At 45.0% G+C, this 26,915-nt stretch carries 28 protein-coding genes; 18 read left to right on the top strand and 10 right to left on the bottom strand.

Annotated elements, in window-relative coordinates; translation table 11 throughout:
* The first annotated feature begins 7 nt into the window (after positions 1 to 7).
* Entirely contained in the window at positions 8 to 982 is a 975-nt protein-coding gene (locus tag IT392_11700; protein ID MCC6545138.1) for a hypothetical protein, read from the top strand.
* Complete coding sequence (locus tag IT392_11695; protein MCC6545137.1) at positions 957 to 1,868, top strand: mechanosensitive ion channel; 912 nt, start codon at positions 957 to 959, stop codon at positions 1,866 to 1,868. Before IT392_11700 ends, IT392_11695 begins: the two co-directional genes overlap by 26 nt.
* 64 nt (positions 1,869 to 1,932) lie before the next feature.
* Here IT392_11695 and IT392_11690 read toward each other — a convergent pair whose 3' ends face one another.
* Entirely contained in the window at positions 1,933 to 2,094 is a 162-nt protein-coding gene (locus IT392_11690) for a DUF882 domain-containing protein (protein ID MCC6545136.1), read from the bottom strand.
* Between the two features lie 43 nt (positions 2,095 to 2,137).
* Between IT392_11690 and IT392_11685 the strand changes: the two genes are divergently transcribed.
* Positions 2,138 to 3,421: an anaerobic glycerol-3-phosphate dehydrogenase subunit C gene (locus tag IT392_11685; GenBank protein MCC6545135.1), complete on the top strand. Its 1,284-nt coding sequence runs from the start codon at positions 2,138 to 2,140 to the stop codon at positions 3,419 to 3,421.
* A gap of 26 nt (positions 3,422 to 3,447) precedes the next feature.
* On the opposite strand, the gene IT392_11680 is transcribed toward IT392_11685, so the two are convergent.
* Together IT392_11680 and IT392_11675 are read right to left on the bottom strand one after the other, a co-directional pair.
* Positions 3,448 to 3,798 (bottom strand): YtxH domain-containing protein, encoded by a 351-nt coding sequence (locus IT392_11680; protein MCC6545134.1) that lies wholly within the window; start codon positions 3,796 to 3,798, stop codon positions 3,448 to 3,450.
* A gap of 1 nt (position 3,799) precedes the next feature.
* Positions 3,800 to 4,129, bottom strand: a complete 330-nt coding sequence (locus IT392_11675; protein ID MCC6545133.1) for a hypothetical protein — start codon at positions 4,127 to 4,129, stop codon at positions 3,800 to 3,802.
* Positions 4,130 to 4,191: 62 nt separating this feature from the next.
* On the opposite strand from IT392_11675, the gene IT392_11670 reads away from it, so the two are divergent.
* The 15 genes from IT392_11670 to IT392_11600 all read left to right on the top strand — a co-directional run bounded on the left by IT392_11670 (position 4,192) and on the right by IT392_11600 (position 19,894).
* Entirely contained in the window at positions 4,192 to 4,359 is a 168-nt protein-coding gene (locus IT392_11670) for a hypothetical protein (GenBank protein ID MCC6545132.1), read from the top strand.
* A 65-nt stretch (positions 4,360 to 4,424) separates the two neighbouring features.
* Positions 4,425 to 5,624: an aspartate aminotransferase family protein gene (locus IT392_11665; GenBank protein ID MCC6545131.1), complete on the top strand. Its 1,200-nt coding sequence runs from the start codon at positions 4,425 to 4,427 to the stop codon at positions 5,622 to 5,624.
* The gene (gene argF / locus IT392_11660; protein MCC6545130.1) at positions 5,621 to 6,553 is read left to right on the top strand and encodes an ornithine carbamoyltransferase; all 933 of its coding nucleotides are present in this window, start codon (positions 5,621 to 5,623) and stop codon (positions 6,551 to 6,553) included. The genes IT392_11665 and argF overlap by 4 nt, the downstream gene beginning before the upstream one ends.
* A gap of 37 nt (positions 6,554 to 6,590) precedes the next feature.
* Entirely contained in the window at positions 6,591 to 7,778 is a 1,188-nt protein-coding gene (locus IT392_11655) for an argininosuccinate synthase (protein MCC6545129.1), read from the top strand.
* Positions 7,775 to 9,154, top strand: a complete 1,380-nt coding sequence (gene argH / locus IT392_11650) for an argininosuccinate lyase (GenBank protein MCC6545128.1) — start codon at positions 7,775 to 7,777, stop codon at positions 9,152 to 9,154. The genes IT392_11655 and argH overlap by 4 nt, the downstream gene beginning before the upstream one ends.
* A gap of 117 nt (positions 9,155 to 9,271) precedes the next feature.
* Complete coding sequence (locus IT392_11645; GenBank protein MCC6545127.1) at positions 9,272 to 11,065, top strand: B12-binding domain-containing radical SAM protein; 1,794 nt, start codon at positions 9,272 to 9,274, stop codon at positions 11,063 to 11,065.
* 29 nt (positions 11,066 to 11,094) lie between these two features.
* The gene (gene lysA, locus IT392_11640) at positions 11,095 to 12,333 is read left to right on the top strand and encodes a diaminopimelate decarboxylase (GenBank protein ID MCC6545126.1); all 1,239 of its coding nucleotides are present in this window, start codon (positions 11,095 to 11,097) and stop codon (positions 12,331 to 12,333) included.
* A gap of 46 nt (positions 12,334 to 12,379) precedes the next feature.
* Entirely contained in the window at positions 12,380 to 13,198 is an 819-nt protein-coding gene (locus tag IT392_11635; GenBank protein ID MCC6545125.1) for a diaminopimelate epimerase, read from the top strand.
* Positions 13,199 to 13,418: 220 nt separating this feature from the next.
* Complete coding sequence (locus IT392_11630; GenBank protein ID MCC6545124.1) at positions 13,419 to 14,303, top strand: 4-hydroxy-tetrahydrodipicolinate synthase; 885 nt, start codon at positions 13,419 to 13,421, stop codon at positions 14,301 to 14,303.
* 27 nt (positions 14,304 to 14,330) lie between these two features.
* Entirely contained in the window at positions 14,331 to 15,143 is an 813-nt protein-coding gene (gene dapB, locus IT392_11625) for a 4-hydroxy-tetrahydrodipicolinate reductase (GenBank protein MCC6545123.1), read from the top strand.
* A 22-nt stretch (positions 15,144 to 15,165) separates the two neighbouring features.
* Positions 15,166 to 16,398, top strand: a complete 1,233-nt coding sequence (locus tag IT392_11620) for an LL-diaminopimelate aminotransferase (protein MCC6545122.1) — start codon at positions 15,166 to 15,168, stop codon at positions 16,396 to 16,398.
* A 16-nt stretch (positions 16,399 to 16,414) separates the two neighbouring features.
* The gene (folK, locus tag IT392_11615) at positions 16,415 to 16,921 is read left to right on the top strand and encodes a 2-amino-4-hydroxy-6-hydroxymethyldihydropteridine diphosphokinase (GenBank protein MCC6545121.1); all 507 of its coding nucleotides are present in this window, start codon (positions 16,415 to 16,417) and stop codon (positions 16,919 to 16,921) included.
* The gene (locus IT392_11610) at positions 16,918 to 17,760 is read left to right on the top strand and encodes a pantoate--beta-alanine ligase (GenBank protein MCC6545120.1); all 843 of its coding nucleotides are present in this window, start codon (positions 16,918 to 16,920) and stop codon (positions 17,758 to 17,760) included. Before folK ends, IT392_11610 begins: the two co-directional genes overlap by 4 nt.
* Positions 17,757 to 18,623 carry an N-acetylmuramic acid 6-phosphate etherase gene (gene murQ / locus IT392_11605; GenBank protein MCC6545119.1) on the top strand — a complete coding sequence of 289 codons (867 nt, stop codon included), beginning with the start codon at positions 17,757 to 17,759 and terminating at the stop codon, positions 18,621 to 18,623. Before IT392_11610 ends, murQ begins: the two co-directional genes overlap by 4 nt.
* Positions 18,620 to 19,894: an anhydro-N-acetylmuramic acid kinase gene (locus IT392_11600; GenBank protein ID MCC6545118.1), complete on the top strand. Its 1,275-nt coding sequence runs from the start codon at positions 18,620 to 18,622 to the stop codon at positions 19,892 to 19,894. Before murQ ends, IT392_11600 begins: the two co-directional genes overlap by 4 nt.
* Positions 19,895 to 19,937: 43 nt before the next feature.
* Here the strand turns inward: IT392_11600 and IT392_11595 are convergent, their stop codons facing one another.
* The 7 genes from IT392_11595 to IT392_11565 all read right to left on the bottom strand — a co-directional run bounded on the left by IT392_11595 (position 19,938) and on the right by IT392_11565 (position 26,626).
* Positions 19,938 to 20,366 carry a DUF3617 family protein gene (locus tag IT392_11595; protein ID MCC6545117.1) on the bottom strand — a complete coding sequence of 143 codons (429 nt, stop codon included), beginning with the start codon at positions 20,364 to 20,366 and terminating at the stop codon, positions 19,938 to 19,940.
* Positions 20,367 to 20,716: 350 nt separating this feature from the next.
* Positions 20,717 to 21,268, bottom strand: a complete 552-nt coding sequence (locus tag IT392_11590) for an NAD(P)H-dependent oxidoreductase (protein MCC6545116.1) — start codon at positions 21,266 to 21,268, stop codon at positions 20,717 to 20,719.
* Between the two features lie 287 nt (positions 21,269 to 21,555).
* Positions 21,556 to 21,711 carry a hypothetical protein gene (locus IT392_11585; GenBank protein ID MCC6545115.1) on the bottom strand — a complete coding sequence of 52 codons (156 nt, stop codon included), beginning with the start codon at positions 21,709 to 21,711 and terminating at the stop codon, positions 21,556 to 21,558.
* A gap of 367 nt (positions 21,712 to 22,078) precedes the next feature.
* On the bottom strand, positions 22,079 to 22,630 hold the full coding sequence (locus IT392_11580) for a Uma2 family endonuclease (protein MCC6545114.1): 552 nt from the start codon (positions 22,628 to 22,630) through the stop codon (positions 22,079 to 22,081).
* 8 nt (positions 22,631 to 22,638) lie between these two features.
* Positions 22,639 to 23,535, bottom strand: a complete 897-nt coding sequence (locus IT392_11575; protein ID MCC6545113.1) for a hypothetical protein — start codon at positions 23,533 to 23,535, stop codon at positions 22,639 to 22,641.
* A gap of 56 nt (positions 23,536 to 23,591) precedes the next feature.
* A complete protein-coding gene (locus IT392_11570; protein ID MCC6545112.1) occupies positions 23,592 to 25,229 on the bottom strand; it encodes a SagB/ThcOx family dehydrogenase in 1,638 nt (545 codons plus the stop codon).
* A gap of 131 nt (positions 25,230 to 25,360) precedes the next feature.
* Positions 25,361 to 26,626, bottom strand: coding sequence for an MFS transporter (locus IT392_11565; protein ID MCC6545111.1), 1,266 nt, complete (start codon positions 26,624 to 26,626; stop codon positions 25,361 to 25,363).
* Between the last annotated feature and the right edge of the window lie 289 nt (positions 26,627 to 26,915).

The following is a 26,915-nucleotide window of genomic DNA, read 5'->3' as shown; positions in this document are numbered from 1 at the left end:
GTTTGCTTTGAATATTGCCGGTGTTGTCATTAAGCGCAACTGGTTATGGTCTGCCCTGGTTCTTATGCTTGTCTGTATCTTCGACTCACCCGAAGCAAAGGGAGGTACAGATGATTTAAGCGAGTTTCTGATTCCTGTGGACAACTCGTCTAGTTCTGAGGTAGTCCCCCGATCTGGAATGAAAGTTTCCGGAAGAAAACGGAGTGGGTATCTCTGTTCATCGAAACAAGGAATCCGCATCTGCAAGGATCCGGTATCCGGTGAAGCCATTTCATTTACTCTTTTCAATGTGGGATCTCCAAAAATTGTTCCAGAGGGTCAGGGTTTAGAACGAAGCTATCGCTTTAAATTTGAAGGTAGAGAACTGCAGAACATCAAAATGGCGGTAGTTGAAAAATCCAGTGTAACTGGAAGGGCCAGTCACTTACTCATGATTTCGTCCATATACTTCTTCCCCCGCAAGGTACTGCCTGCACTGAGGCTTATTGGGAAAGATACCGAGTTGCGTGTCCTGGAGCTCGAGCTTCCTACAGGTGAACGGGTCTGTTTCGATAATGAGACTAAAGAAATCACAGGCGGGGTGCTTAATGAGGACGCTCCAATGGACACAAACCCGAATCGGCATAAACGGCGGTTTGCCAAAGTATCATACAATGGGGGCGGCGTTATGATACGCGTGGACCAGCGTGGGTCAACACCTGAGGAGGCAGTGGTTTGGGGCCAGAAGAAGATGGCTGCCATTTCCTATGGGAGCAGAACTTGTAAATTGTCCCCGGAACAGCTTTGGGAACAGGATTCGGGTTGGTTTGATTTTAAATTTTCTACAGATGAATCACTCTACAAATTCCTCAAGAAAGCATGCGGCTGGAATGACATGGAGCTGCCGATAGAATTACCGGAAAACACATTTACTTGCCAGACGGCGCTTGAGTCGCATAATAGATTTTATTTCTCGAGTGGATACATTGCAGAAAATCCTTGAAGAATTAAATTATTTGCTGGACTTCACAATCTTTACGCTTGGTAAAACTCCTGTTACCAACCGTACTGTCCTGTATATTGCTGTCCTTATCTTTCTTATCTTTTATCTCACAACCAAATTAAAGAAATGGATTGTTGAGGGACTCCTTATAAAGAGCACTATTGACCTTGGAGTACGGGAAGCTATCGGAACTATCATCAGCTACATCATAATCCTGTTAGGGATTATCATTATATTTCAGTCCTTTGGCATAGACCTCAGTACTGTGACTATTATTACTGGCGCCCTTGGTATTGGTGTTGGATTCGGGCTTCAGTCTATTACAAATAACTTTGTCAGCGGTCTTGTAATCCTGCTGGAACGTCCTATAAAAGTTGGTGACCGGATTGAGGTCGGGAGTATAGTTGGGGATGTTGTTAAGATATCCGCAAGGGCTACAACATTGATGACCAACGACAACATAGCAATAATAGTCCCAAATTCTGAATTCATATCGTCGAAAGTTATTAATTGGAGTTACATTGACAGGGATGTCAGATTTAATGTTCCTGTGGGTGTTTCATACAATTCTGATCCTGAACTTGTTAAGAAGGTCCTGCTGGAGGTAGCTGACAGTTGCCCGGGTGTATTAAAGAAACCTAAACCGGATGTTATCTTCCATGAGTTTGGAGACAGTGCCCTTTCGTTCTCACTGCGGGTATGGACTCGTGATTACATTACAAAACCGAATGTGTTAAAAAGCGAGTTGAATTATTTAATTCACGACAAGTTCAGGGATTATAAAATCGAGATCCCATTTCCCCAGCGTGATATTCATATCCGAAGTGGCAATATTGAATTAAAGGCAGCTGAAAAGAACATTCCGGTATATCCGGAAAAGGGATAATGCTGCATTTGCAGGATTACCCGATGGGTTTCATTCTTCGCTGCAAGATCCTGATCATGTCAGCTTACCAGAATCTGAATCTACCTGAGTCGAGGTGAACGAAATTGGCGTCAGGATAATACCCGACCCCGCCAAGCCGCAGATTAAGGGCCGCCTGCCTGACGTCGTTCAAAAGGAGTCCTGTTTGAGAGACCTCCCAAAGGCGGGTAGGATATGTAATTAAAATTGACCTGACCTTCCGTCTGAATTACTATATCCTTATGGGAAAGATGCAAGTCTATGCTAAGGAGTTCAGGGCCCAGGTAGAAAGCTGCTATAGCTGCGGACAGTGCGAGTCTTACTGTCCTTTTTTTCCGCGGGTCTTCAGTATCCTGGAGGAAGAGGAACAGTCTGGCAAGGAAGGACTTCTGGAATCGGCATTTGAAGGACTTTTGGGTTTCTGTTACGATTGTAAACTCTGCAGGACCTCATGTCCTTTCAAATATGATCTCCCTCAGATAGTGATCAGGGCCAAGGCCGGGGTAATGAGAAATGGTAATCCACCCTTGATCAAAAAAATCTTTAGAAATGTTGATGAGGTGGAATCTGCCCTGAAATGGTTTGCCCCGGTGCTGAATCCAATTATCCGAAACCGGAATTTTAGAAACGTACTTCAAAGGTATACAGGGATTCACAGGGACCGCCTTCTTCCAACATTCAACTTTATGACTTTTCGTATGCGAGTCTTAATACAGCAGATAAACGGGATTCTACCTAAGGAAAAGAAAGAAACTGATGTAAGATCGCCTCTTAAGGTAATCTATTTCTACGGTTGCTATACCAATTATCACAGGCCTCAGGAGGGTATCGCCGCTTTGAAAATACTGAAATCGTGCGGAATAGAGGTAGTTATTCCGGCTCATCGTTGCTGTGGTCTACCCCAGTTATCGGAGGGTTTCCCGGAAGAAGCAAGGAATAACATGATTTATAACCTGTCAATATGGGAACAATATGTCTCATCCGGTTACGATATATTAGTCACCTCCAGCCCCTGCGGACTGACGATAAAGCAGGACTACCCTGCGTTGATTGGTCCTGCCGCGGACTTTCTGAAGGGACACGTCTTTGAAGTTACGGAATATCTCCTCCGGCTATATGAACTGGGTAAGATACAGATACCTGTGATTCCTTTGAAACAACAGGTTGCTTATCATATATCCTGTCATCTGAAGGCACAAAACATGGGAATGCCGGCACTGGAACTTCTGCGGCGTATACCTGGGATGAAGATAAAGGTTATTGACTCGGGGTGCTGCGGTGCGGCTGGGTGCATGGGCTATACTGAGGACACTTTTGATCTTTCAATGAAGATTGGATCCCCTATGACAGAGGGAATCCTTGAATCCTTTCCAGACATTGTCGTCAGTGACTGTCCGAAGTGCAATCTGCAGATTCAACAGGGGACCGGACTGAACGCCGTTCATCCTATTGAGTTACTGGCGAGCTGCCTTTCGCCTATGGGTCCAGTTACTGTAACATCGAGGCCGGTGACAGCGACTATTTATAACAAATAATCGCTGTCCCTAATTTAAAAAAGTCTTTAAGCAGATCTTCTCTCCTCTTCAAGCTTCCGCCGTTCCTCGTCATATGCCTTTTTGGCTGCCTGAATGGCTGCCATTATCTCACGCTTCTTGTCTTCAGCAAGCTGTGTACCGCCGTGGATAAGCTCTTCTGTCTTGGTGCTGATCTGATGCATGAGGTTAGACATCTTCGCTTCAATCAACTCCCTGCTCTCGTTAAAACGTTCTGCCCCGCGAGCAGCCAGCCTTTTGATATCTTCACGTGTCTCACGTCCAGCTTTCGGGGCATACAACAACGCTACACCGGCTCCGATAAGACCTCCAACAAGTAAAAACACCAGGTTTTCACCCCTTCCATGATCACAAGCCATGTTAATCACCCCCTTTTCTTTTAAAAAATGTTTTTGTTCCTGCCTTTAAAGCCTTCATAAAAATACCAAAGGTCTGAACTGGTCCTAATACAATCTCTATAGCGTTGTTGACCCTCCAAGTCCCTTCTTTTACTATTTCAACAACCCCCTTAACATCGTTTAGAACATCTTTCGCTTCATACAGGATCGGTCTTATGTCATTTTCTATACGCAACATAAACTCCTCCCACCGCCTCATCGTCTCTTCCACCCGGATACTGACGGTATACACGCGGATAGTCATCACCACAATACATACAGCTATAACACTCACAGATATCTCGATAATCATAAACTAAACACCCTTCCCTATAGTCTATAATTTACCCTTAACTGGATGCAAAGTCAATCATTATGATTCAGGTAATCCTCAGTAAAAGGGAAATGTCATGTCATGCTGAACTTATTTCAGCGTCTCATATAGACGCTGAAACGATACTGAAACTAATTCAGCTCAAGGTTCAGGGTGACAATTCACCACCATTCACCGGGGCATTACACTACCTGCATATTTCACATTGATTATTTAGGGTAATTATGTTATTAATGATAGGCTTAAGTGTGGTATTTATCGGGGTAATTATCGAATGATTGCTAATGAATTATTTAATGAAGCAGGCAAATATATAATGAACACGTATAGACGGCTGCCCCTTTTAATAGTTAAAGGGAGGGGAAACCGGGTGTACGACGAGGAAGGCAGGGAATATCTCGATTTCGTAAGCGGTCTTGCAGTCAACAACCTTGGACATTGCAATCCCCGGGTCACGGTGGCCTTCCAGAAACAGGCTCAGCGGCTGGTTCATACTTCAAATCTCTTCTACACAGAACCGCAGGTTAATCTGGCAAAGCTGCTTGTTGAGAACTCTTTTGCAGACAAGGTCTTCTTCTGCAACAGCGGTGCAGAGGCAAATGAAGCGGCTATCAAATTAGTCAGAAAATATTCGATGGAAAAGGGAACAGGGCGATATGAAATAATTACCGCCTTTAACTCATTCCATGGCCGGACCATGGCAACGCTTACGGCAACAGGACAGGACAAGTTTCACAAGGGATTTTCCCCCTTGTTACCTGGATTCTCATATGTCCCTTTCAATGACATTGCGGCACTGGAAAAGGCTATAACAGAAAAGACGGCCGCTATCATGATTGAACCTATACAGGGTGAAGGCGGGGTCAATATCCCGGACAAGGATTATCTTAAGCATCTCAGAGAAATATGTAACTCTAAAGGTATCCTTCTTGTCCTTGATGAAGTTCAGACAGGCATAGGCAGGACAGGAAAACTATTTGCATATCAACATTCCGGTATAGAGCCTGATATAATTACCCTCGCCAAGGGGTTGGGAGGCGGCCTGCCGATAGGGGCTATGCTTGCCAAAGATTTTGTTGCAGCGGCTTTTACACCCGGCACCCACGCGTCTACTTTTGGCGGTACACCACTCGTATGTTCCGCCGCTATAGAGGTAATAAAGATACTTACGGAAGATGACCTCATGCTTGATAACTGCAGGAGGATGGGGATCTATCTGGTTGCAGAACTTAATGATCTCAAATTGAAATATCCTCATTTGATAAAGGATGTCCGGGGTAAAGGGCTCATCACAGGCATGGAATTGAATATTAGCGGGGAGACTATCGTCACAGAATGTATAAAAAGGGGGATCATAATAAATTGTACTATGGAGAACGTACTGAGGTTTCTGCCCCCGCTGGACATAAGTCAGCCAGACATTAATAAACTAACTGATACACTCACGGATGTATTTAAAAACATCAGGATATGACACGGAATTTATTAACTATATATGACCTTTCTGCGAAAGAGATAGAATCGCTCATTATCAGGGCAAAAGAACTCAAGGCTATTCTAAAGGAAGGGGTTGAATGCAGTTCACTGAAAGGTAAGACCCTCGGATTGTTATTTGAGAAACAGTCTACGAGAACACGATTATCTTTTGAGGTCGCCATATTACAGCTTGGCGGACATTCCATTTATCTTTCTCCTCATCAGATACAGATGGGACGGGGTGAAGAGATCAGAGATACTGCAAGGATATTCGCCGGGTATCTCGATGGAATAGTTATCAGGACATTTGAACAAAAGATGATCGAGGAGTTTGCAGTACACTCGTCAATACCGGTAATAAATGGCCTTACAGATCGGCATCACCCATGTCAGATTATATCTGACATTCTCACTATACTGGAGAATAAAGGACGCATATCCGGAATCAGGCTTACCTATATTGGAGATGGTAATAATGTAGCACACTCTCTTATTGAAGGTGCGGCACTTATGGGGATGCACCTCAGGGTGGCGACTCCTGCAGGCTATGAGCCTGATGCAAAGATAGTTGAAATGGCTGTTCAAAAGGCCAAGGAGACAGGGGCTGTCATTGAAGTTATGGAAGACCCCTTTGATGCGGCTAATGGTGCAGATGTCGTTTATACAGATGTCTGGACAAGTATGGGGCAGGAAAAAGAAGAGGACAGCCGCAGGAAGATTTTTCGAGAATATCAGATAAACAAAGAGTTAATGAAAAAGGCTGCTGCTGATGCCATTATCCTACACTGCCTGCCTGCCCACAGAGGGGAAGAGATTACAGATGACATGATGGAATCCCATCAGTCAGTCGTATTTGACCAGGCAGAGAACAGACTGCATATGCAGAAGGCACTGCTGGAAATGCTGATGAGTTATAGGAAGCAATGATTATAAGAAGCAATGAGTGTAAAGCGAGGAGTTATTAATGAATACAAATAAGGTTGTGCTTGCCTACTCAGGCGGGCTTGATACATCGGTGATTATCAGGTGGCTTATTGAAAAATATGAGTGTGAGGTTATAGCATTTATTGCTGACCTCGGACAGTCAGAAGACTTACAGGCCATAGAGCAAAAGGCCATTAAGACAGGAGCAAGCAAGGCAATTGTTGAGGATGTACGGGAAGAATTTGTCCGGGACTATATATATCCTGCACTGAAGGCCAATGCAGTCTATGAAGGGACATACCTGATGGGTACATCCCTGGCCCGACCCCTCATAGCAAAGAAACAGATAGAGGCAGCCCTGCGTGAGGGTGCCGGTGCAGTAGCACACGGGGCTACCGGAAAAGGGAACGATCAGGTCAGGTTTGAACTGACATACTCCGCACTCTCCCCTTCTATCAAGATAATAGCGCCATGGAGGGAGTGGGACTTTGAATCACGCAGCGACTTGATAGAGTACGCAAAGAAGCATGACATACCTGTACCTGTAACCAGGGCAAAACCTTACAGCTGTGATGCCAATCTTTTTCATATCAGCTATGAAGGCGGGATACTTGAAGACCCCTGGGCATCATATCCTGAAGACATGTTTTCTCTCACTGTATCTCCTGAGGCTGCGCCTGATAAGCCAGTATTATTAGAAATTGGCTTTGAGAAAGGGATTCCTGTTACAATAGACGGGAAACATCTGTCACCATTCAAGCTTCTGTCTCAGTTAAACAAGGCCGGAGGTGAAAACGGCATAGGCCGCGTTGACGTTGTAGAAAACAGATATGTAGGTATCAAGTCTCGCGGAGTGTATGAAACCCCTGGCGGCACTATACTGCATCTTGCCCACCGCGCAATAGAGACGATAACCATGGACCGTGAGGTCATGCACCTCAGGGATTCGCTTATACCCAGGTTTGCAGAGCTCATATACAACGGTTACTGGTTTTCCCCGGAGAGGAAAATGCTTGAGGCGGCAATAAACGCCTCACAGGAGAATGTGACCGGGACCGTCAGGTTAAAGTTATATAAGGGGAACTGTATCGTAGTCGGCCGGAAATCCCCTGTGTCATTATACAGACCGGAGATCGTCACCTTTGAGAAGGGTGAGGGCTATAACCAGAAGGATGCAGAGGGCTTTATCAGGATAAATGCCCTGAGGTTGAAGAACCAGAAAAAATGAAAAAGAAGAAACTCTGGGGCGGCAGGTTTTCCAAACCGACTGAAAAATCAGTTGAGGAGTTTACCGAGTCTGTATCGTTTGATAAACGCCTCTATAAGTATGATATCTCCGGAAGCATCGCGCATGCAAAGATGCTTGGCAGGATCGGTCTGCTTAAAAAAAAGGAAGTATCAGACATCGTAACGGGGCTTGAGGAGATTGAGAAAGAGATTGAAGACGGGAGGTTTTCATTCTCTGTAGAATTAGAAGATATACACATGAACATTGAAAAAAGGCTTACTGACAAGATAGGTCCTGCAGGCGCAAAGCTGCATACTGCAAGGAGCAGGAATGATCAGGTAGCCCTTGACCTCAGGCTTTACCTTCGGGATGTTATTGAGGAGACAATTGACTCGATATCTGAGTTTAAGAAGGTATTAGTTGACAAGGCAATGGCAAACATCAGTGTGATAATGCCCGGATATACACACTTGCAGGCTGCCCAGCCGGTCCTATTTTCCCATTACCTGCTTGCCTATTGGGAAATGTTTGAGAGAGACAGGGAACGACTCGCTGATAGCATTAAAAGGGTTAATTCGATGCCTTTAGGCTCAGGTGCAATAGCAGGTACCTCCTTCCCGCTGGACAGAGAATACGTCGCTAAATTACTCTGTTTTGACAGGGTTTCCCAAAACAGCATGGACGCTGTCAGTGACAGGGATTTTGTCATTGAATTCCTTTCTGCATCTGCAGTCCTTGGCATGCATCTGTCGAGGCTCAGTGAAGACATGATCATATGGTCCACTCAGGAGTTCCGGTTTATAGAACTCCCGGATGCATTCTGTACGGGATCAAGCATGATGCCGCAGAAAAAAAACCCTGACATACTTGAACTCATGCGCGGCAAGACAGGCAGATTATATGGAAACCTTACCTCTGTACTTACTACGATGAAGGGCCTTCCATTAACTTACAACCGGGACTTGCAGGAAGACAAAGAGCCGCTGTTTGACACAGTTGATACAATTCTTTCTGCATTAAAGATATTCCCGGCATTAATTGCCGGGACAATTATAAGGGATAAAATTACTGCTCATGCAGCCTCCAGGGGGTACATGTGGGCTACAGATGTAGCCGACTATCTTGTCGGAAAAGGGGTGCCTTTCAGGACAGCACATGAAATTACAGGTAAACTCGTAAGCCACTGTTTAAAAACAGGAAAGGAGATTCAGGAGGTCAGCCTCGAAGAACTGTCAAAATTTTCTGATAGGTTTAAGAAGGACATTTATGATATGATACCTCCTGAAGCCTCGGTCAATATCAGGTGTGTAACAGGAGGCACAGCGACAGAGATGGTATTAAAGAGGTTAAAGGAGATAATAAACAACAGACTATGAGGTATATTGCCCTGCTTCAGGTCTTTTTTATCATATCGCTTTTAGTAGTGGGTGGCTGCGGGAGAAAAGGTGACCCGAGACCGCCGGAAAAAATAGCAACGAAAAGGAGTATTGTGAATGAAAGTATTATTAATTAATCCGGAAAACAAAAAATCGGTCTTTGCATACAGACCGGAGGATGTAAAGGCATTCTGGTTCCCTAAACTCAGTCTGCCGACTATTGCTGCGTATACTCCATCCGACGTCGATGTAAGAATAGTTGATGAATGTGTGCAGGATATTGATTTTAACGCGGACGTTGACATTGTCGGCATATCTGTCATGACATTTCTATCAACGAGGGCATATGAGATAGCCGCCAGGTTCCGGGCAAGAGGGGTAAAGGTTGTACTCGGAGGCATACATGTCAGCATGTGCCCGGATGAGGCAGCTCAACATGCAGACAGCGTGGTCGTTGGAGAGGCAGAGAAGACATGGCCAATGCTGATAGAGGATTTCAAACGCGGCGAAATGAAACCCATGTATGTAGAAAAAAACCTCTCAGACCTTCAATGCCTGCCAACGCCGAGGAGGGACCTGTTAAAGCCCGGAGCCTACTGGACTACCAACTGTGTACAGACCAGCCGCGGATGTCCATTTGATTGTGACTTCTGTACAGTCACCGTCTTTGGCGGCAACCAGTTCCGCCTCAGACCGGTAGATGAGGTTGTGGAAGAGGTCAGACGACTGAACAAAAAGTTTGTAGTCTTCGTTGATGATAATATTGCAGGCCATAAGGCGTATGCTAAAGAGCTGTTTAAGAAGCTGATCCCTCTTAAGATAAACTGGGGGAGTCAGGCAAGTCTTACCATGTCAAGGGATCCTGAGCTCATGGAGCTTGCTGCAAAGAGCGGCTGCACCGGCCTCTTCATAGGGGTTGAGACTATCTCAACAGAGAACCTGGCATCAGCAAACAAGAGATTTAATAAGGTGGATAAGTACAGAGAAGAATTCAGCAGGTTCCATGACTATGGAATGCAGATTATGACAGGGATGATATTCGGTTTCGACAACGATGATGAGAGTGTTTTTGAACGAACTGTAGAGTTTTTAGAAAGCAACAGGATAGAGCTTGCAATGTTTAATATTCTTACCCCTTTACCTGGAACAAACCTGCACAAACAGATGGTAGCAGAAGGAAGGATTATTGATACGAATTGGGAAAACTATGATGGAAGGCATGTCGTATTCCAGCCTAAGCTTATGAGTCCTGAGACATTGCAGGAAGGTTTTTTATGGGCGTATCACAAGTTTTTCTCTGTGCCGTCAGTCTTCAGGCGTGTAATTCCAAGTTTCTGGAAGGTCCCGAGAAAGATGCTTATAGTAGAGCGTCTTGCTGTCAACTATGCATTCAGAAAGATAGTAAAGCGAGTTCCGGCAGGGAGCCTTTCTCCGCTGGCAAAGACTCTTAGAAATATACCGGGAATGCTGCCGACTATCGAGACAGAGGGCTTGATACCAAATGCCATCAGCACCATACGGGAAAAAATAGGCAATGTCTCTGATCAGGTCAGCATTGCAGGAAATAATCTCTATGTAAAGGTAAGGAAGAGCGCAAAGGTGCAGGCATTACTTATTGAACTCGAAGGGACAATGGACAAGATAAACGCATTAGAATTGAAACAGCGTATAATTGCAGCAGTCGAGAAATCTAAGATGGACATAGTTATCAACTTTGAAAATCTAAAAGAGACTACTCCGGCTGCCCTCAGCACACTGTTTGATCTCGGCACTTTAAAGGACAAGATTGCCCCATATAAGATAAAATGTACAAACCTTAAGGCTTCGTTCAGTGAAGCAGTTGAAAAGATCAACCAGTCGAGTCTTGTAAATCCATTATTATTTGAGATACCGGCAGAAGAGGTCTATTAAGCAGTTGCTCATTTGGAGATTAATGATTCATGCATGACTTTACATATATAGGAAGTGAACTTTATTGTGAGAAGGTTCCTGTATGGAAGATAGCTCAGGAGGTTGGAACCCCTGTCTACATTTACAGTTCAGGCACTCTTCGAAATCACTATCAGGCATTTGACAATGCATTTGAGGGGATACCCCATATCGTATGTTTTGCCGTAAAGGCAAACTCAAACCTTGCGATACTGAAGCTCTTTGCCTCGCATGGCGGAGGCGCTGATATTGTGTCCGGCGGCGAGTTATTCCGGGCGCTCAAGGCAGGAGTTGACCCTGCTAAGATAGTCTTTGCAGGCATAGGCAAGACCGGTGAGGAGATCTCCTTTGCACTAAAATCAAAAATACTCATGTTCAACGTTGAATCTTCTCTTGAACTTCAGAAGATCAACGAGGTGGCAGGAAACCTCGGAGTTAAGGCCAGGGTGGCACTGCGCGTTAATCCGGACATAGACCCTAAGACTCACCCATATATTTCCACAGGCCTGAAGAAAAGCAAATTCGGGATCGCTATAAAAAACGCACTCGAAGAATACCAGCTTGCCTCTACCCTGCCAAACATAGAGGTAGTCGGGATCCATAAACATATTGGGTCTCAGATAACAGAGATAGGCCCGTTTGTGGCTGCAATGGAAAAGATTCTGATTCTTGTAAAAGAACTGAAGGAAACAGGTATTGACATAAAATATATTGATGCCGGAGGCGGGCTCGGCATCCAATACGGGCAAGAGAAACCTCCCCATCCAAAGGAGCTTGGCAAGGTACTCTTGCCGATGATTAAAGATACCGGATGCACTCTGATACTCGAACCTGGACGGGTCCTGGTCGGTAATGCAGGTACGCTTGTGACCAAAGTGCTATATCTTAAATCAGGAGAGACTAAAAACTTCGTCATCGTTGACGCAGGGATGAACGACCTTCTAAGACCCAGCCTATACGAGGCCCATCACGAAATAGTGCCTGTTGCAAAACGGGCAGTTGAATCTTTTAAGGCTGACATAGTCGGTCCTATATGTGAATCAGGTGATTTCCTTGCTAAAGACCGGGATATAAAGAAACCTGAACCAGGGGATCTGCTTGCAGTAATGAGTGCAGGGGCCTACGGATTTACCATGTCTTCAAATTATAATTCCCGACCACGGGTTGCTGAGGTCATGGTTGATGGAGACACGTATACCGTTATAAGAAAGCGTGAGAGTTACGAAGATTTGATCAGAGGAGAATTATAGTAAGAAGCAATGAGCAATGAGTATAGGGGGATAAGGGTATTTTCAGGTGAAACTAAGATTCACAAAGATGCATGGCCTTGGCAATGACTTTATCCTGATTGACGCAAGGAATCAGGACTTGCCGCAGTTGAGTACATTCTGCAGGGAATACTCTGACCGCAGGTTTGGGATTGGCTTTGATCAGGCATTGATCCTCCACCCTTCCAGATCAGCAGATTTCAGGATGGACATTTACAATGCCGATGGTTCGCAGGTGGAGATGTGCGGCAATGGCATCAGGTGTTTTGCAAAATATATCTGGGACAGGGGTATCTCAGTCAAGGATGAACTTGTAATTGAGACCCTGGCTGGAATTATTAAACCGGTTAAAAAGGGAGATTTGATTCAGGTTGACATGGGTGAACCAATTCTCGACGGACCATCCATACCAGTTAATCTTGAAGGCAGTGTTAAGGGGTATCTGCTGAAGATAGAAAACATGGACTTCCCTATTACCTGCATTTCCATGGGTAATCCGCATGCCGTTATCTTTGAGAACAATCTCCTTTCTTTTCCTGTAGAAAAGTATGGCCCTAAAATAGAAAACCATCTCCTTTTTCCCAAGCGAATAAACGTTGAATTCGTCAGGGTGGATAACAAGGGAGAAATTACTGTCAGGGTATGGGAACGGGGTGCTGCCGAGACCCTCGCATGCGGAACAGGCGCTTGCGCCGCAGCAGTAGCATCAAACTTGAATGGACATACCGGAAGGGAGATTACTGTTCATCTTCCAGGCGGCGACCTGCTGATTAACTGGAACGAAAAAGACAACCATGTGTATATGACCGGACCGGCTGAAGAAGTATACAGCGGAGAAATAATGTAGAGTTATAAGAAGCAATGAGCCTAAGAAGCAATGAGCAATGAGTAGAAGAAGCAATGAGTAAAGGGGGATGAACCGTCATGAGCTGCGGGCTCACAAAGATACATGAAAATAATCCCCCTTACTCCCCCTTTTTCAAAGGGAGAAATTAGTTACCCCACTTTAGAAAAGGGGGGGCAGGGGGGATTTGAAAGGCTATTTCGAGTGAGGGTGGGGTTTTAAAATGAGGCCAGTATTCCAGGGTTCCTTCGTAGCAATTATAACGCCGTTTAGAAATGGCAAGATAGATGAAAAGGCATATAGTGACCTGATCGAGTTTCATGTTGCTAATGGCACAGACGGTATAGTCCCGTGCGGCACTACCGGAGAATCTGCTACCCTGTCCAATGATGAACATAACAGATTGGTAAGGATTACAGTCGAGGCAGCGGCAGGAAGGGTTCCTGTAATAGCTGGTACAGGGTCCAACAGCACTGATGAGGCAATCTACTTTACAAAATATGCTAAAGAGTGCGGGGCTGATGCCGCATTATTGATTACTCCATACTACAACAAACCGACTCAGGAGGGGCTATACAGACACTTCAGGGCAATCGCAGAAGAAGTTGATATTCCTATTATCCTTTATAATGTACCAGGCAGGACCGGGGTTAACATGTTCCCGTCAACCGTTGCAAGACTTGCAGAGGAGATAGAAAATATTGTCTCGATCAAAGAGGCAAGTGGTTCCATGACACAGATCTGTGAGATTTACAGGCTCTGCGGGGAAAGGCTCTCAATACTGTCAGGTGAGGATGCTATTAACTTCCCGGTTCTTGCTTCAGGTGGTAAAGGTATGATCTCCGTAACTGCCAATATAGTCCCCAAAGAGATGGGTGACATGTGGGATGCATTTAAATCAGGAGACATGGCAAGGGCACGTCAGATTCACTACAGTATTTTTGACCTTCATCAGATTATGTTTGTCGAGACAAACCCGATCCCTGTTAAAACCGCACTTGCAATGATGAATAAGTGTAGTGAGGAAATGAGGCTGCCGCTCTGCCCTATTGCGGATGGGAACAGGGACAGACTTAGAGAGTCATTGAATAGATACGGATTGATATAACCAATAAACAATATTTGAGGCATAAAAATGATCAAGGCAATAGTAACAGGCGCTGCAGGCCGTATGGGATGCAGTATTATACGTGCTATTCATCAGACTGAAGGAATTGAAGTTATGGGCGCTATTGAACAGGACGGGCATCCTCTATTCGGAAGGGATGCAGGTGAGGTTGCCGGATTAAGCCCCATGAAGGTCAGGATAGTGTATGGCCTTGAGAATGTCATGGACAGGGCTGATGTTGTGATTGACTTTACAACCCCTCAGGCAACAATTGCCAATATGGAAAAAGTGGCTGCTGCCGGCAAGGCCTGGGTTATAGGTTCTACAGGTTTCACAAGAGAGGAAGAAAACAAGATCAGAGGCCTTGCCAGTAAATCCCCTTGTGTCTTTTCACCCAATATGAGTGTCGGGGTAAATGTCCTTTTCAGGATCATAAAGGATGCGGCAATCGCTCTGGGAGATGATTACGACATTGAGATAGTCGAGGCGCACCACAGACACAAGAAGGATGCACCAAGCGGGACAGCGATGAAGATGGCTCAGATAGTTGCAAACTCGCTGGGAAGAGACCTCTCAGTCGTAGGTAAATTCAGCCGTCACGGCATAACCGGAGAGCGGGATAAAAAAGAAATAGGCGTTCAGTCAATCAGGGCCGGCGATATTGTCGGTGATCATACCGTAATGTTTTGTGGAACAGGTGAGAGGATTGAAATAACACATAAGGCGCAAAGTCGTGATAACTTCGCCCGAGGGGCAGTAAGGGCAGCCATGTGGGTGGTCAAACAAAAACCAGGCATTTACGATATGTTGGACGTACTTGGACTTAAAGATACAAAATAAACTCCATGGAGGAGATTCTTTAATGGAAGATGAGATTCAGAAGATGTTTGCTGAGCGGATAGGCGGAAGCAAGTTCGGCAAGGAAGATAAAATATACAAGTTTGAAAAGATCAAGCGGGCCAAGGCCGCCGCACTCAAGGCAAATCCGGGAGCAGAGTTGATAGACCTGGGTGTGGGTGAACCTGATGACATGGCTCCTCCGGGCGTTGTGGAGGTATTGCAAAAAGAGTGTGCAAAATGGGAAAACAGGGGATATGCTGATAATGGCATTTTGGAGTTCAAAGAAGCTGCTTCCCGATACATGGAAAACCTTTACGGTGTAAAAGGACTTAATCCTGATAAGGAGATCATTCATGGTATAGGCTCTAAACCTGCGCTTGCCATGCTGCCGTCTGCATTTATTAATACCGGAGACATAACACTTATGACAGTCCCTGGTTATCCTGTAATGGGTACTCATACAAAGTGGTATGGCGGTGAGGTTATTAATCTGCCATTAAGAGAGGAGAACAACTTCCTCCCGGATCTTGCTTCTCTTGACAGATCAGTGCGGCAACGTGCGAAATTGCTCTATATCAATTATCCTAATAATCCGACAGGCGGCGCCGCTACAAAAGAGTTTTTCGAGAAGGTTGTAAGGTTTGCCTCGAAGAATAACATAGTAGTTGTTCATGATGCAGCTTATGCAGCACTGAATTTTGACGGAAAACCCCTCAGCTTCCTGTCAATTCCAGGAGCTAAAGATGTCGGCATAGAGATACACTCACTTTCCAAGGCATTCAACATGACCGGCTGGCGTATCGCGTTTGTTGCCGGAAATGAAAAGGTAGTTAATGCATATGGCTCTGTAAAAGACAACTACGATTCCGGGCAGTTCAGGGCCATACAGAAGGCCGGAGCATATGCACTCGATAATGCATCGCTTACGACTGAGATCAGCAGAAAATATGAAAGAAGGTTGAAGGCCCTTGTTGATACACTTAAAGCAGCAGCTTTTCCTGCGAGGATGCCCAGGGGTTCCTTCTATCTTTATGTTAAGATACCGAAGCGGACCGGGGATGGCAAGGCATTCAACTCTGCTGAAGACTTCTCAGAGTTTCTGATAAAGGAAAAACTTATATCGTCGGTACCCTGGGATGACGTTGGCAGTTATGTAAGATTTTCTGCTACTTTTGTGGCAAAGGATATGACTGATGAAACCAGAATTTTAAATGAGGTGAAGAAAAGGTTATCTGATACAACATTTGATTTCTGATCACTTGATCATTAACATGGCGGCGAATGTCTTGATAAATGCATTTATAGGATTAGGCACTAACCTCGGTGACCGCAAGAAACATATCACAGAGGCAATAAAGTTTCTTGAGGACAGGACTGACATAAAGATCATAAAATCATCCTCATTGTATGTTACAGAACCAATAGGTTATGTAGGTCAGGATTGGTTCCTGAATTGTGTTGTCGAGGTAATGACTACCCTCCCTCCACATGAGCTCCTGGCATTATGTCTGTCTATTGAGGATAAGATGGGCCGCACAAGGACTATGCAATGGGGACCTCGAATTATAGACCTCGACCTTCTCCTGTATAATGACGCAGTCATAGAAGAGGATGACCTGCTTATCCCCCATCCGAACATGGACAAGAGAAGATTTGTCCTTGCCCCTCTTGTTGAAATAGCCCCTGACGTTATACACCCGAAACTCAACAAGACAGTTGCAGATCTCCTGAAGCATCTAAATGATACACATAAGGTGGATTTGTACAGGGAGTGCTGAAAGTCATAAAAGACATATCAGAGATGCAGAATCTTGCCTCGCAGTTCCGGCAGGAAGGCAAGACTATAGGTTTCGTCCCAACCATGGGAGCACTTCATCAGGGCCATCTCAGCCTGATGGAACATGCAAAAGAAGAATCCGATATCGTTATAGTTTCCATTTTTGTCAACCCATCCCAATTCGGCCCCGGAGAAGATCTGAATCAATACCCGCGGGACATGGAAGGTGATATAGAAAAGACCGGGTCTGCAGGAGTTGATATACTTTTTACTCCTGCCCCGTCCGAAATATACCCGGAAGGCTTCAGGACATATGTATCAGTTGAAGGCCTTTCTGAGATATTGTGCGGTAAAACCAGACCAGGTCATTTCCGGGGTGTATCCACCGTGGTCCTTAAGCTTTTTAACATCATAAAACCTCACAAATCATTCTTCGGTCAGAAAGACTATCAACAAACCGTCATAATAAGACGGATGGTAAAAGACCTTAATGTTGATACAGATATAATTGTTCTACCGACAGTGCGCGAGGCTGACGGCCTTGCCATGAGTTCGAGGAATCAATATCTGAAGAAAGACGACAGAAAGGCTGCTGCTGTTATTTATCGCTCACTCCTGCAGGCAGGCAGGTTATTCGAAAGTGGTGTATCGGGTACAGAAAGATTGAGAAATACCATATTGAGCGTACTTAAGGAAGAACCTTCAGTACATACAGAGTATATTTCTATCATAAACCCTGAGACACTTGAAGAAGAAACATTTGCAGAAAATGGGACAGTAATTGTTGTTGCGGCCCGGATAGGCAATACACGGTTAATTGACAACATAATATTGCAATGAATACCGAAGACAAGAAACCCCATTCCAGTCTTTTAGATACCTTGCCCTTTGATGAGATAATCACTCTTATGAACTATGAGAATCTCCGTGTCATGAATACAATCAATAGCGCAAAGAGCTCAATATCTTCTGCCATTAATGATGCAGCCGCAGCTATACAATCAGGAGGAAGCCTGATATATATAGGTGCAGGCACAAGCGGACGGCTTGGCGTCCTTGATGCGTCAGAGATCCCGCCGACCTTCGGGGTCACCCCGGATACAATAAAGGCCATAATAGCAGGCGGGGAGCGGGCAATAACCAATGCAGTTGAAGGCGCTGAAGATGATGAGGATGAAGGCAGAAAAGCAGTGAATGGCGTAACCCAAAGAGACATGCTGCTCGGAATCACTGCAAGCGGCTCCACACCATTTACCATATCCGCTCTCAGGGAAGGAAAACGAAGAGGCGCTAAATGCTGGTTATTGACATGTAATGATACAGCGTATGATTTTACCGACGGTATAATTAATCTTCCGGTTGGACCGGAGATTATTGCAGGGTCTACCAGGCTTAAGGCAGGCACCGCCACCAAGATAGTCCTTAACATGATATCTACAGCCGCGATGATAAAATTGGGAAAGGTATATAAAAATTACATGGTGGATGTTATCCCCTCAAACACTAAGTTGAGAAAACGGGCGCTCAATATTATACAGGAGATTACAGCATGCGGGGGTGAAGAGGCGGAGACATTACTTGACCAATCAGGGGGAAACGCAAAGACCTCAATTTTGATGTATATGAAGGGATTAAGTTGTGAAGACGCAAAGGATTTGCTGAAGTTGTCCGGCGATTCACTGAGAAAGGCCCTGGGAGAATGAGCCCCGGGAATAAGGGAAAGTCAGGAGCACAGTCTAAAGGCAAGGCTCCCCGACCAGATACAAGGATAACAAGAATCATCGGCCTCATGTCAGGGACTTCTCATGACGGGGTGGATGCAGCACTGGTGGAATTCCCCCTTAATCCCCCTTTATTAAAGGGTAAAATCAGGTCCCCCCCTTTAGAAAAGGGGGGCGAGGGGGGATTTGATTCGGGGTTTTCAAGTGAAATAAATATTACACCAGTCCGCCACATTCACGTCCCCTACAGCAAACAGCTCCGGGATGAGATCCGTATGGCATTCAGCGGAAACACAGAACTAATCTGCCGCCTGAACTTTACCCTCGGCAATATCTTTGCCAAGGCTGTCTTTTCGTTACTAAAGGATTCAGGCTTCAGACCGGAGGATATAGATGCCGTTGCCTCCCACGGACAAACCATTTACCATATCCCTCCATCGGGTAAAAGCACTGGCTCAACTCTTCAGATTGGCGAGGCATCAGTAATTTCAGAACGGACAGGGATATTAACCTTATCTGATTTCAGGACCGCTGACATGGCCGCAGGAGGACATGGCGCCCCGCTCGTCCCTATGGCAGACTTTCTTCTTTTCAGTGAACCAGGAAAAGTAAGGGCAGTATTAAACATAGGCGGAATTGCTAATGTTACCATAGTCAGGGACAGGATAGATGACACTGTTGCATTCGACATCGGACCAGGTAATTCTTTGATAGATGAGGCAATGCTGGTTATTTCAAAGGGGGGAAAATCATTCGATAAGAACGGGGCATTTGCAAGGAAGGGGGAATTAATCCCGGGACTTCTGAAAGAGCTCCTCTCCCATCCTTACTTCAGGAAGACATTTCCTAAATCTACAGGAAGAGAGACCTTTGGGACAACAATGTTAAAATATCTCTTAAATAAATACGGGAAGTTTAAACCTAATGATATTGTCTCGACCCTCACTCACCTGACAGCTGCAACTGTATATAATTCCATCGCAAATTTTAAACCGGACGAAATTATTCTGACAGGGGGAGGTGTAAATAACTGCTTTCTGACAGGATTGATTAATGACAAGTTTAAGGACGATGGCGTAATAATACGTAATATATCAGAATACGGTATTCCGGCGCAGGCAAAAGAGGCTATGAGTTTTGCCATCCTCGGGTATCAGACTTTAAATAGAAAGGCAGGCAACATCCCTTCTGTTACAGGGGCAAGGCATGGTGTCATCCTGGGCAAGATAACAACCAGTCCCCATATGATCTAAGGATAATCCTTGGAAGCTCTGGCATTCATGCCGTTGGTCACATCTATTTACAATTGCCGATCCTGCGCCCTGTCAACTTGTTTTTAATTTGCATCTTGCCCATCCCCGGCATCTGCATGTTGATGACAGAGCTGCCGTCTAACTTATCTTTACTATAAGTGATTGTTCCTTTTCCATCCATATCACCCTCTTTTGACTTGCATATCATTTTCCATGTAACGGTATTACCACTTGTCTTGAGGTCGCTGACTGTGCATGAAGAATCCTTTTCCTCTTTGCTGTGCGGGACATAGTCTTTATTGGTCATGCACTGGTTTTGTTTAACCGAAGGCATAGCAGGCATACCGGGCATTTCCGAGACGCTTGTAATCTCCCAAAGACCCTCATGAAAATCCGGACCTCCCGCTGCAACAGAGATATGAGAAACAAATAAAAGGCTGACTGACAAGATCAACAAAACCATTCTTTTCATACTGTTTTTCTCCTTTCCATTCGAACTCCATCTATATGAATCTGGATTATTTCGGGTAGATTAGCAATATGAGACTTACCTGTCAATTTTAATTTTGTAAATTGTCTGCGACAGACTAACTTATGTCAGGGGTTGAAAGATACATTGCGCCGTCAGCTGGATTTTTTGGTGGTTATTTAATTATTTTTATTGTCTAACGTTCAAATTGAGGGGCGTGCGGCTTTTTGCACGTCCCGCTCGAATGCAGGGTTAGGCGAAAACCACAGAGGAACCGTGTCTAAGCTATCCTATGAGACTTGCCCTCGTGACCCGGCTCCGCTGCAATAATATTTTGGCGTGTTTTTACTGTATCAGCCAGCGTGTTTTTTCACCCACGCGACATAGCGGTTTATCCAGTTCTGTAGGAATTCCTTGCTGTCTGCACCGATGTTACCGACCTCGTCAAACAACCCATCCTTTGCATGGATGAATGCTTCGGGTTGGCCAAGCGTCGGCACGTCCAAGTACGCGAGAACATTGCGCAAATGCTGTTGAGCCATGGACGTGCCGATGACACCGATCGAAGCACCCAACACGCCAGCGGGCTTGCCCGCCCAAGCGTTCTGGCCATAGGGGCGCGAGGCGTGGTCAATCGCGTTCTTGAGCACCCCAGGGATCGAACGGTTGTATTCGGCCGTGACGAACAGAAGACCCTGGGCTGCCGCGATTTCGGCCTTTAGTCGCTTGACGGATTCGGCCTGATTCTCGTCGTCGTCCTGGTTGTAGAGCGGCAAGTCGCTGATTTGCACTTGCTTGAACGAAAACTCCGGTGGCGCCAGTTTTACAATGGCGTTAGCTAGCTTCCGGTTGAAAGAATCTTTGCGAAGGCTGCCGACGACAACGGCGATTTGGTATTGACTCATGGCGATCTCCTTTTTGTTGCGACATTTAAAGGCGGTGTCGCATACGCCTGACCAGTTATTAGACAGTTTATAGTTCGGTATTAGTCAGTTACAGAACCGTAGCAGAAAGTTTTGATCCGGTCAATAGCGCTTGAAGATTATTGACATATCTGATAGCTATAAATATATTTTGCAAATGAATAGTGCTCGATTTGTAATATTAGTCCTGTTATAATCCTATGCTTCTTTCAACAAATTATTATTCAAATGACTGATACGCTATTTGCGATGTTAGTCATATTTAAATTTTATGGGCAATTCCGTTTTCCTCTTGACATTCCGGCAATTCCGGGGACACCATACTTAACTCTCTTCTTGCTTAGATAAGAATACCTGATATCCTTCTTTCTAACAAGGCATAAAACCTGCAATGATAACTCTTTAAATTCATTTTTAGTACTCATTTATTCAATACCCCCACAACTAATCGAGTAATTAATATGGCAAGAATAAGGCGTGTTGTTGCAGGTGGACTCCCCCACCATATAACGCAGCGAGGGAATCGTCGGCAGAAGACATTTTTCTTCAACGAGGACTATGAATTATATATAAAGCTTATGGCAGAGCAGTGCATCTGCACACATTTCAGGTCAAGATGACGCACTGGTAAATGTCAAACCCCTGATAGATATCGCAGGGGACTGGCGGAGGTTTCTATCAGGAGGCATTAACAAAAAAACAGATGAGGTGATTCGTTTTCATGAGAAGGTCGGCAGACCATTAGGAAGTGAGACATTCATTGAATACCTTGAGATGAAATTGAATCGCCCTCTACCTGAGGATCTTTTCCAGTTCAACAGCAAACCCCTCAAGGAGTACTGAGTGGATAACACCGCTTTGGCAGGCTTTATTGACTAACCTGAACCCACCATTTATATTCTGATAGACCTCGATATCCTTTTCTATAGGGTCAACAACCCAGTATTCTTTTACACCGGATGCCTCATAAACGCGCATCTTGTGTCTTAGATCATAGTAGGCGGAAGATGGAGAGAGTATTTCAATGATGAGATCAGGCGCTGCCTCGATATTTTTCTCTCCTATGATGTTCATCCTCTCTTTTGATATAAACAAAATATCCGGCTGATATACCTCTTTCTCGGAAAAATATACATCAGTAGGGGCATATAGGACCTCCCCAAGTACGTTTTTTTCTACAAAAGTTGCAAGTTCAAGTGCGAGCCTTTTTGATAAAATCTGATGATATGGTACAGGTGCCGGTTCCTTTACGAGATTACCTCCAATCAACTGATACGGCGCCCCTTCAGGAAGTTTCTCATAGTCCGCGTAAGTGTAAACCTTTTTTCTTTGCGGTAATGCCATGTTCGTAGCTAAGGTCGTGAAAGATATTTTAGCGGGTTTGCTGTTATAAGTGTCTTAACAATCTCTTCATCGAACCCATGTTTTATTAATCTACGTGACGATTCTGTAATGCCCATTGACCCTCCCTGAAGAGTTCCGGCATCATTTATAGCGCCACGTCCTGTGCCATCCCCTGACATCTCCGTCCATTTTACTGAATCTGAAATAATGACTATTTTATCCGGATTCTTTATCCTGAATATAAGTTCAAGTGTCTTCACATTAAGATGATGAGGGTCTGCTATAACCTCGATAAAGACATCTTTGTTGAGGAGTCCAAAACCAGCTATCCCGGGCTCTCTGTGGTGAAAGCCGCGCATGGCATTGAATATGTGGGTGATGCCCTTTGCCCCTGCATTGAAGCCCTGCTCTGCCTCAGAAAACGTTGCATCTGAATGCCCCATGCTTGCAATAATCCCCATGTCAGATATCTTTCTGATAAGCTTTACGGCACCATTCAGCTCTGGGGCGATAGTGATTATCTTTATCATATCTTCGTAACCTGCAATTAGATGTCTTAGATTTGATTCAGTCGGTTCAATGAATGATGTGGATATCAGCGCACCGCATTTGGCAGAATTGAGAAATGGCCCTTCAAGATGGACACCCAGGATAGCAGCATATTTAGTCCGGCCATGAAGGCCGGCGCTGCCTGCCGCCTCTCTTGACCTTTGCACTTCCATCGCCATTTTCACTGCCATTATATTCTCACGCATAATTTCTATCGTGTCTGGATATATTGCAGGAATAATAGCTGTAACGCCAAGGGATTCCTGTATCTCAGCCATCCTGATTATGTCTTCAGGATTGGATGTCCTGGTGTCAAAGCCACCGATTCCGTGAGTATGAATGTCTATAGTCTTCAATCTAAAATCCCATCCCCACCCCTTCGATTTCTCTCAGGGGAGGGTATTCTCATCTGCTATCTCTTCAAATGGCCGTATGGGGAAAGCGTTGTTATCCTTGTGTCTTCCAGCGCCTTTCCGACTGTAAAATGATAAATATCCTGATAAGTATTGTCAGTAAACCCCAACAACTGGTGCACAAGGTCATCATAGTAACATCCTATGCCAGTACCGCGCAGAGAATGCGCCTCTGCCTCAAGATATAGCACCTGTCCAATCATCCCTGCCTCCCAGAAGAGGCGCCTGTATGCGTGCGGTTCATCCTCTATATTCGCTTTGAACTTCGCTATCATCCCTGCGGAAAACACACCGTCTCCTGCTATCTCCTGATCACAGCTATAATAAGATGCTTTTTGCCTGAAATCCCCTTTTTTCAGCAAATATAATGGCAGAGTATCCGGCACATCACTAACTATCTCCCATAATAAATCAGCTGTGCATTTGCGTTTGAACTCTGCAACATCCCCTTTATTTCTAAACAAAATATATAATCCAGGGTCAAGTCCTGTTACACGATGAGCAAATATAAGGAGATTAACAGAGACATTGCCAATACCGGCATCAAACGGCGCACAATTTTTACGAGGGATAGTCTTATCGAGTATCGCCAGAAAATCATTCCTGCTGATTGACGCCTCTCCATCATACGATTGTCCGCTCCTCCTCTGGCGTATGATAGCTGCCGCATTAACCCCGGTGATTTCCCGTTCAATAAATTCATCTTCATTATATATAAATTCCTTCTTATCAGCAGCGGGCTTGACAGTTGCTGCTGAAACCTCATCAATCACTTCCCATACGACATGATCTTCACTAAGAAAAGACGGGTCCCCGATAAAGGGAAGTTTTTTGAATATAGATATAATATCTTCAGGGATATCCACCGCTATGTCTGCCTCTGATGACCTGTGAACAAAACAGATCAGGTCTGCCTCTTCCTTCTCATGTTCTATCCATGGTGTTTTATGGAAGCCCAGCATCGTTTCCACGTCTGAGTCTGAAAGTGCATTAAGGTATGTTACCTTCCAACCAGAAAGATTAGCTGCGAAGCTCATACACGCCACTGCATGCCCTACATCATGATTACAATACCGGAACGCCCGCTCCCCGTATTTCCATGCCTCCCTCCAATAGATGCTGCTCAGTGCAACTAAAAAACCATCTGTCCTGAAATGCGATATTAGCTTTGACCATAATGAATTATCAAATGTTGCACGCCACTCAACAATATGCCGGTATGGATTATAGTGATAAACTCCGCCGCAATTCTCAGATTCCTTCAGCGGAGGTAGGATGAGATGAACCTCTGTTGGATGGAGATTGCCGCTTGATGGATTGATACGCAGTGCCCATGTATCTCCAGATATTGATTTCCATGCAGAAAGACCAACAGACAACTCAAGAAAGGCGCCAATGTTTTCAAAAGAAAAATCTTTCGATGGATTTCCACTCCTGTCGTATATCCCATAATAATTGGTCTCCTGGTCCTTTGCTATAAAAGGGATATCAAGTACGGGAGCGCCCTCGTATCTCATGAACGGAGCGGGTTGGTTTGCCCAATCGAGTTCACCTGGAGATCTTGCATAACGATCCGGGTAGTGCTTGGTGCGCTCGTGATATTCTATAACCTTCTGTATGCTGTTTTCTCTGTCCATAATGAATCTCCTTACAAAAACCCACCCTCACTCCTTCGAATACTCTCAGGACTGGCCTTCCCCTCTCCCTGAATGAGATAGTGTTTTTTTATTTCATTCTCATTGCTCATTGCTTTCGACTCATTGCTTCTTCACTCATTGCTGACAGTTGTCTGCCTCATGTCAGTTATTATATCCCGGTATCTACATAATAGCCACAATCCGGGGATGGCGAATAAGGCTGTAATGATAAAGAAATTTGCCCAGCCAACTGACTCTACCAGATAACCGGATGTTGGGGCCAGAAAGATTCTGCCGAGTGCAGACAGGGATGACAGGAGTGCATATTGAGTAGCACTGTATCTGTGATTACAAAGTGCCATGAGCAGGGCAATAAACGAGGCTGTCCCCATCCCGCCGCTGAAGTTCTCAAAGGCAACGGCAAATATCAGCATTCCATAACTCTTCCCATACAATGCAAGTGCCATAAATGAGAAATTAGACAATGCCTGCAATATCCCGAAGATCAGGAGTGAGCGGAAAAGGCCGAGCCGAACCATCAGAGTACCGCCTGCCATAGCGCCAAATATTACAGAGAGAAGCCCCAACCCCTTGTTTATGGTGCCGACATCGGTTGCAGTAAATCCCATGCCTCTGATGAGGAAGGGTGTCGTCATTGTTCCGGCATAGGCATCACACAACTTATAAAGCACTATCAGGATCAGCATCACAATGGCGCCTTTGCGGGAAAAGAAGTCTGTAAGAGGCCCCCCTACTGCCTCCTTAAGTGTCCTGGGCGGAACGATATTGTTGTCAGGTTCATTCCCGAAAAATGCAGCAGCAATCCCTATGAACATCAGCCCTGCCATAAGCAGATATGTATTTCTCCACCCAATCTGGTCGGAAAAAACCAGCGCCACTGCCCCGCCGACAAGCATTGCAATGCGGTAACCGGTAACAAACACTGCGGCCCCTAATCCACGTTCCTGTTCTATAAGTACGTCAGTCCGGTATGCATCACTGACAATATCCTGTGATGCAGAAAAAAAGGCAACCATCATGGCAATAACACCGAAGTAGAGCAGTTCTTCCTTTGGTGACCCGAGGCCCATTAGAACCACACCAATGCTTATGCCCAATTGAGTCAGTATTATCCATCCCCTGCGTCTTCCCAAAAGGGGCGGAACATACCTGTCCATGAAAGGTGCCCACAGAAACTTCAATGTGTAGGGAAGCCCGATTAGAGAGAAAATACCGATTGAACGAAGATCAACACCTGCAACAGCCATCCATGCCTGCAATGTGCCCGATGTCAAGACAAGCGGCAGTCCTGAAGAAAATCCAAGAAACAATAATACAGAGATATTACGGCTTGTGAATACCTTTAATAGATCGCTTCTGACAGATCTATACAAAATTTGCCCTTTGTGTTTTCAGATGTTAATAACCTTCTGATATGGTGTCAAAAACAGATGATGACCATGAAGTTGAGATATTAGTTTCCCGGCTATCATATCCACTTTATTATTAATTTTTGCCGCTATTTTAATCATAAAACAGTGAGGATTGCAAATAACTAATTGCAATCATAAGCACATCCCGGACACTTAACGATCCGCCGGAGGTAATTAAAATATTAATCCTGAACCTTGACAACAGGTGGGAGACGCTAGTAGACTATTTAGGTAATAGCTTGGCTTTAAGACG

The organism is Nitrospirota bacterium, assembly GCA_020846775.1.
Taxonomy (GTDB): Bacteria; Nitrospirota; 9FT-COMBO-42-15; order HDB-SIOI813; family HDB-SIOI813; genus RBG-16-43-11.
This window is presented reverse-complemented; position numbering and strand designations above follow the sequence as displayed.

Bases quoted from the DNA above. Each gene is read 5' to 3' on its own strand.
- IT392_11685 (MCC6545135.1), top strand. From the start codon at position 2,138: ATGCAAGTCTATGCTAAGGAGTTCAGGGCCCAGGTAGAAAGCTGCTAT.
- IT392_11680 (MCC6545134.1), bottom strand. From the start codon at position 3,798: ATGGCTTGTGATCATGGAAGGGGTGAAAACCTGGTGTTTTTACTTGTT.
- IT392_11675 (MCC6545133.1), bottom strand. From the start codon at position 4,129: ATGATTATCGAGATATCTGTGAGTGTTATAGCTGTATGTATTGTGGTG.
- IT392_11670 (MCC6545132.1), top strand. From the start codon at position 4,192: ATGATTCAGGTAATCCTCAGTAAAAGGGAAATGTCATGTCATGCTGAA.
- IT392_11665 (MCC6545131.1), top strand. From the start codon at position 4,425: ATGATTGCTAATGAATTATTTAATGAAGCAGGCAAATATATAATGAAC.
- argF (MCC6545130.1), top strand. From the start codon at position 5,621: ATGACACGGAATTTATTAACTATATATGACCTTTCTGCGAAAGAGATA.
- IT392_11655 (MCC6545129.1), top strand. From the start codon at position 6,591: ATGAATACAAATAAGGTTGTGCTTGCCTACTCAGGCGGGCTTGATACA.
- argH (MCC6545128.1), top strand. From the start codon at position 7,775: ATGAAAAAGAAGAAACTCTGGGGCGGCAGGTTTTCCAAACCGACTGAA.
- IT392_11645 (MCC6545127.1), top strand. From the start codon at position 9,272: ATGAAAGTATTATTAATTAATCCGGAAAACAAAAAATCGGTCTTTGCA.
- lysA (MCC6545126.1), top strand. From the start codon at position 11,095: ATGCATGACTTTACATATATAGGAAGTGAACTTTATTGTGAGAAGGTT.
- IT392_11630 (MCC6545124.1), top strand. From the start codon at position 13,419: ATGAGGCCAGTATTCCAGGGTTCCTTCGTAGCAATTATAACGCCGTTT.
- dapB (MCC6545123.1), top strand. From the start codon at position 14,331: ATGATCAAGGCAATAGTAACAGGCGCTGCAGGCCGTATGGGATGCAGT.
- IT392_11620 (MCC6545122.1), top strand. From the start codon at position 15,166: ATGGAAGATGAGATTCAGAAGATGTTTGCTGAGCGGATAGGCGGAAGC.
- folK (MCC6545121.1), top strand. From the start codon at position 16,415: ATGGCGGCGAATGTCTTGATAAATGCATTTATAGGATTAGGCACTAAC.
- murQ (MCC6545119.1), top strand. From the start codon at position 17,757: ATGAATACCGAAGACAAGAAACCCCATTCCAGTCTTTTAGATACCTTG.
- IT392_11600 (MCC6545118.1), top strand. From the start codon at position 18,620: ATGAGCCCCGGGAATAAGGGAAAGTCAGGAGCACAGTCTAAAGGCAAG.
- IT392_11595 (MCC6545117.1), bottom strand. From the start codon at position 20,366: ATGAAAAGAATGGTTTTGTTGATCTTGTCAGTCAGCCTTTTATTTGTT.
- IT392_11590 (MCC6545116.1), bottom strand. From the start codon at position 21,268: ATGAGTCAATACCAAATCGCCGTTGTCGTCGGCAGCCTTCGCAAAGAT.
- IT392_11585 (MCC6545115.1), bottom strand. From the start codon at position 21,711: ATGAGTACTAAAAATGAATTTAAAGAGTTATCATTGCAGGTTTTATGC.
- IT392_11580 (MCC6545114.1), bottom strand. From the start codon at position 22,630: ATGGCATTACCGCAAAGAAAAAAGGTTTACACTTACGCGGACTATGAG.
- IT392_11570 (MCC6545112.1), bottom strand. From the start codon at position 25,229: ATGGACAGAGAAAACAGCATACAGAAGGTTATAGAATATCACGAGCGC.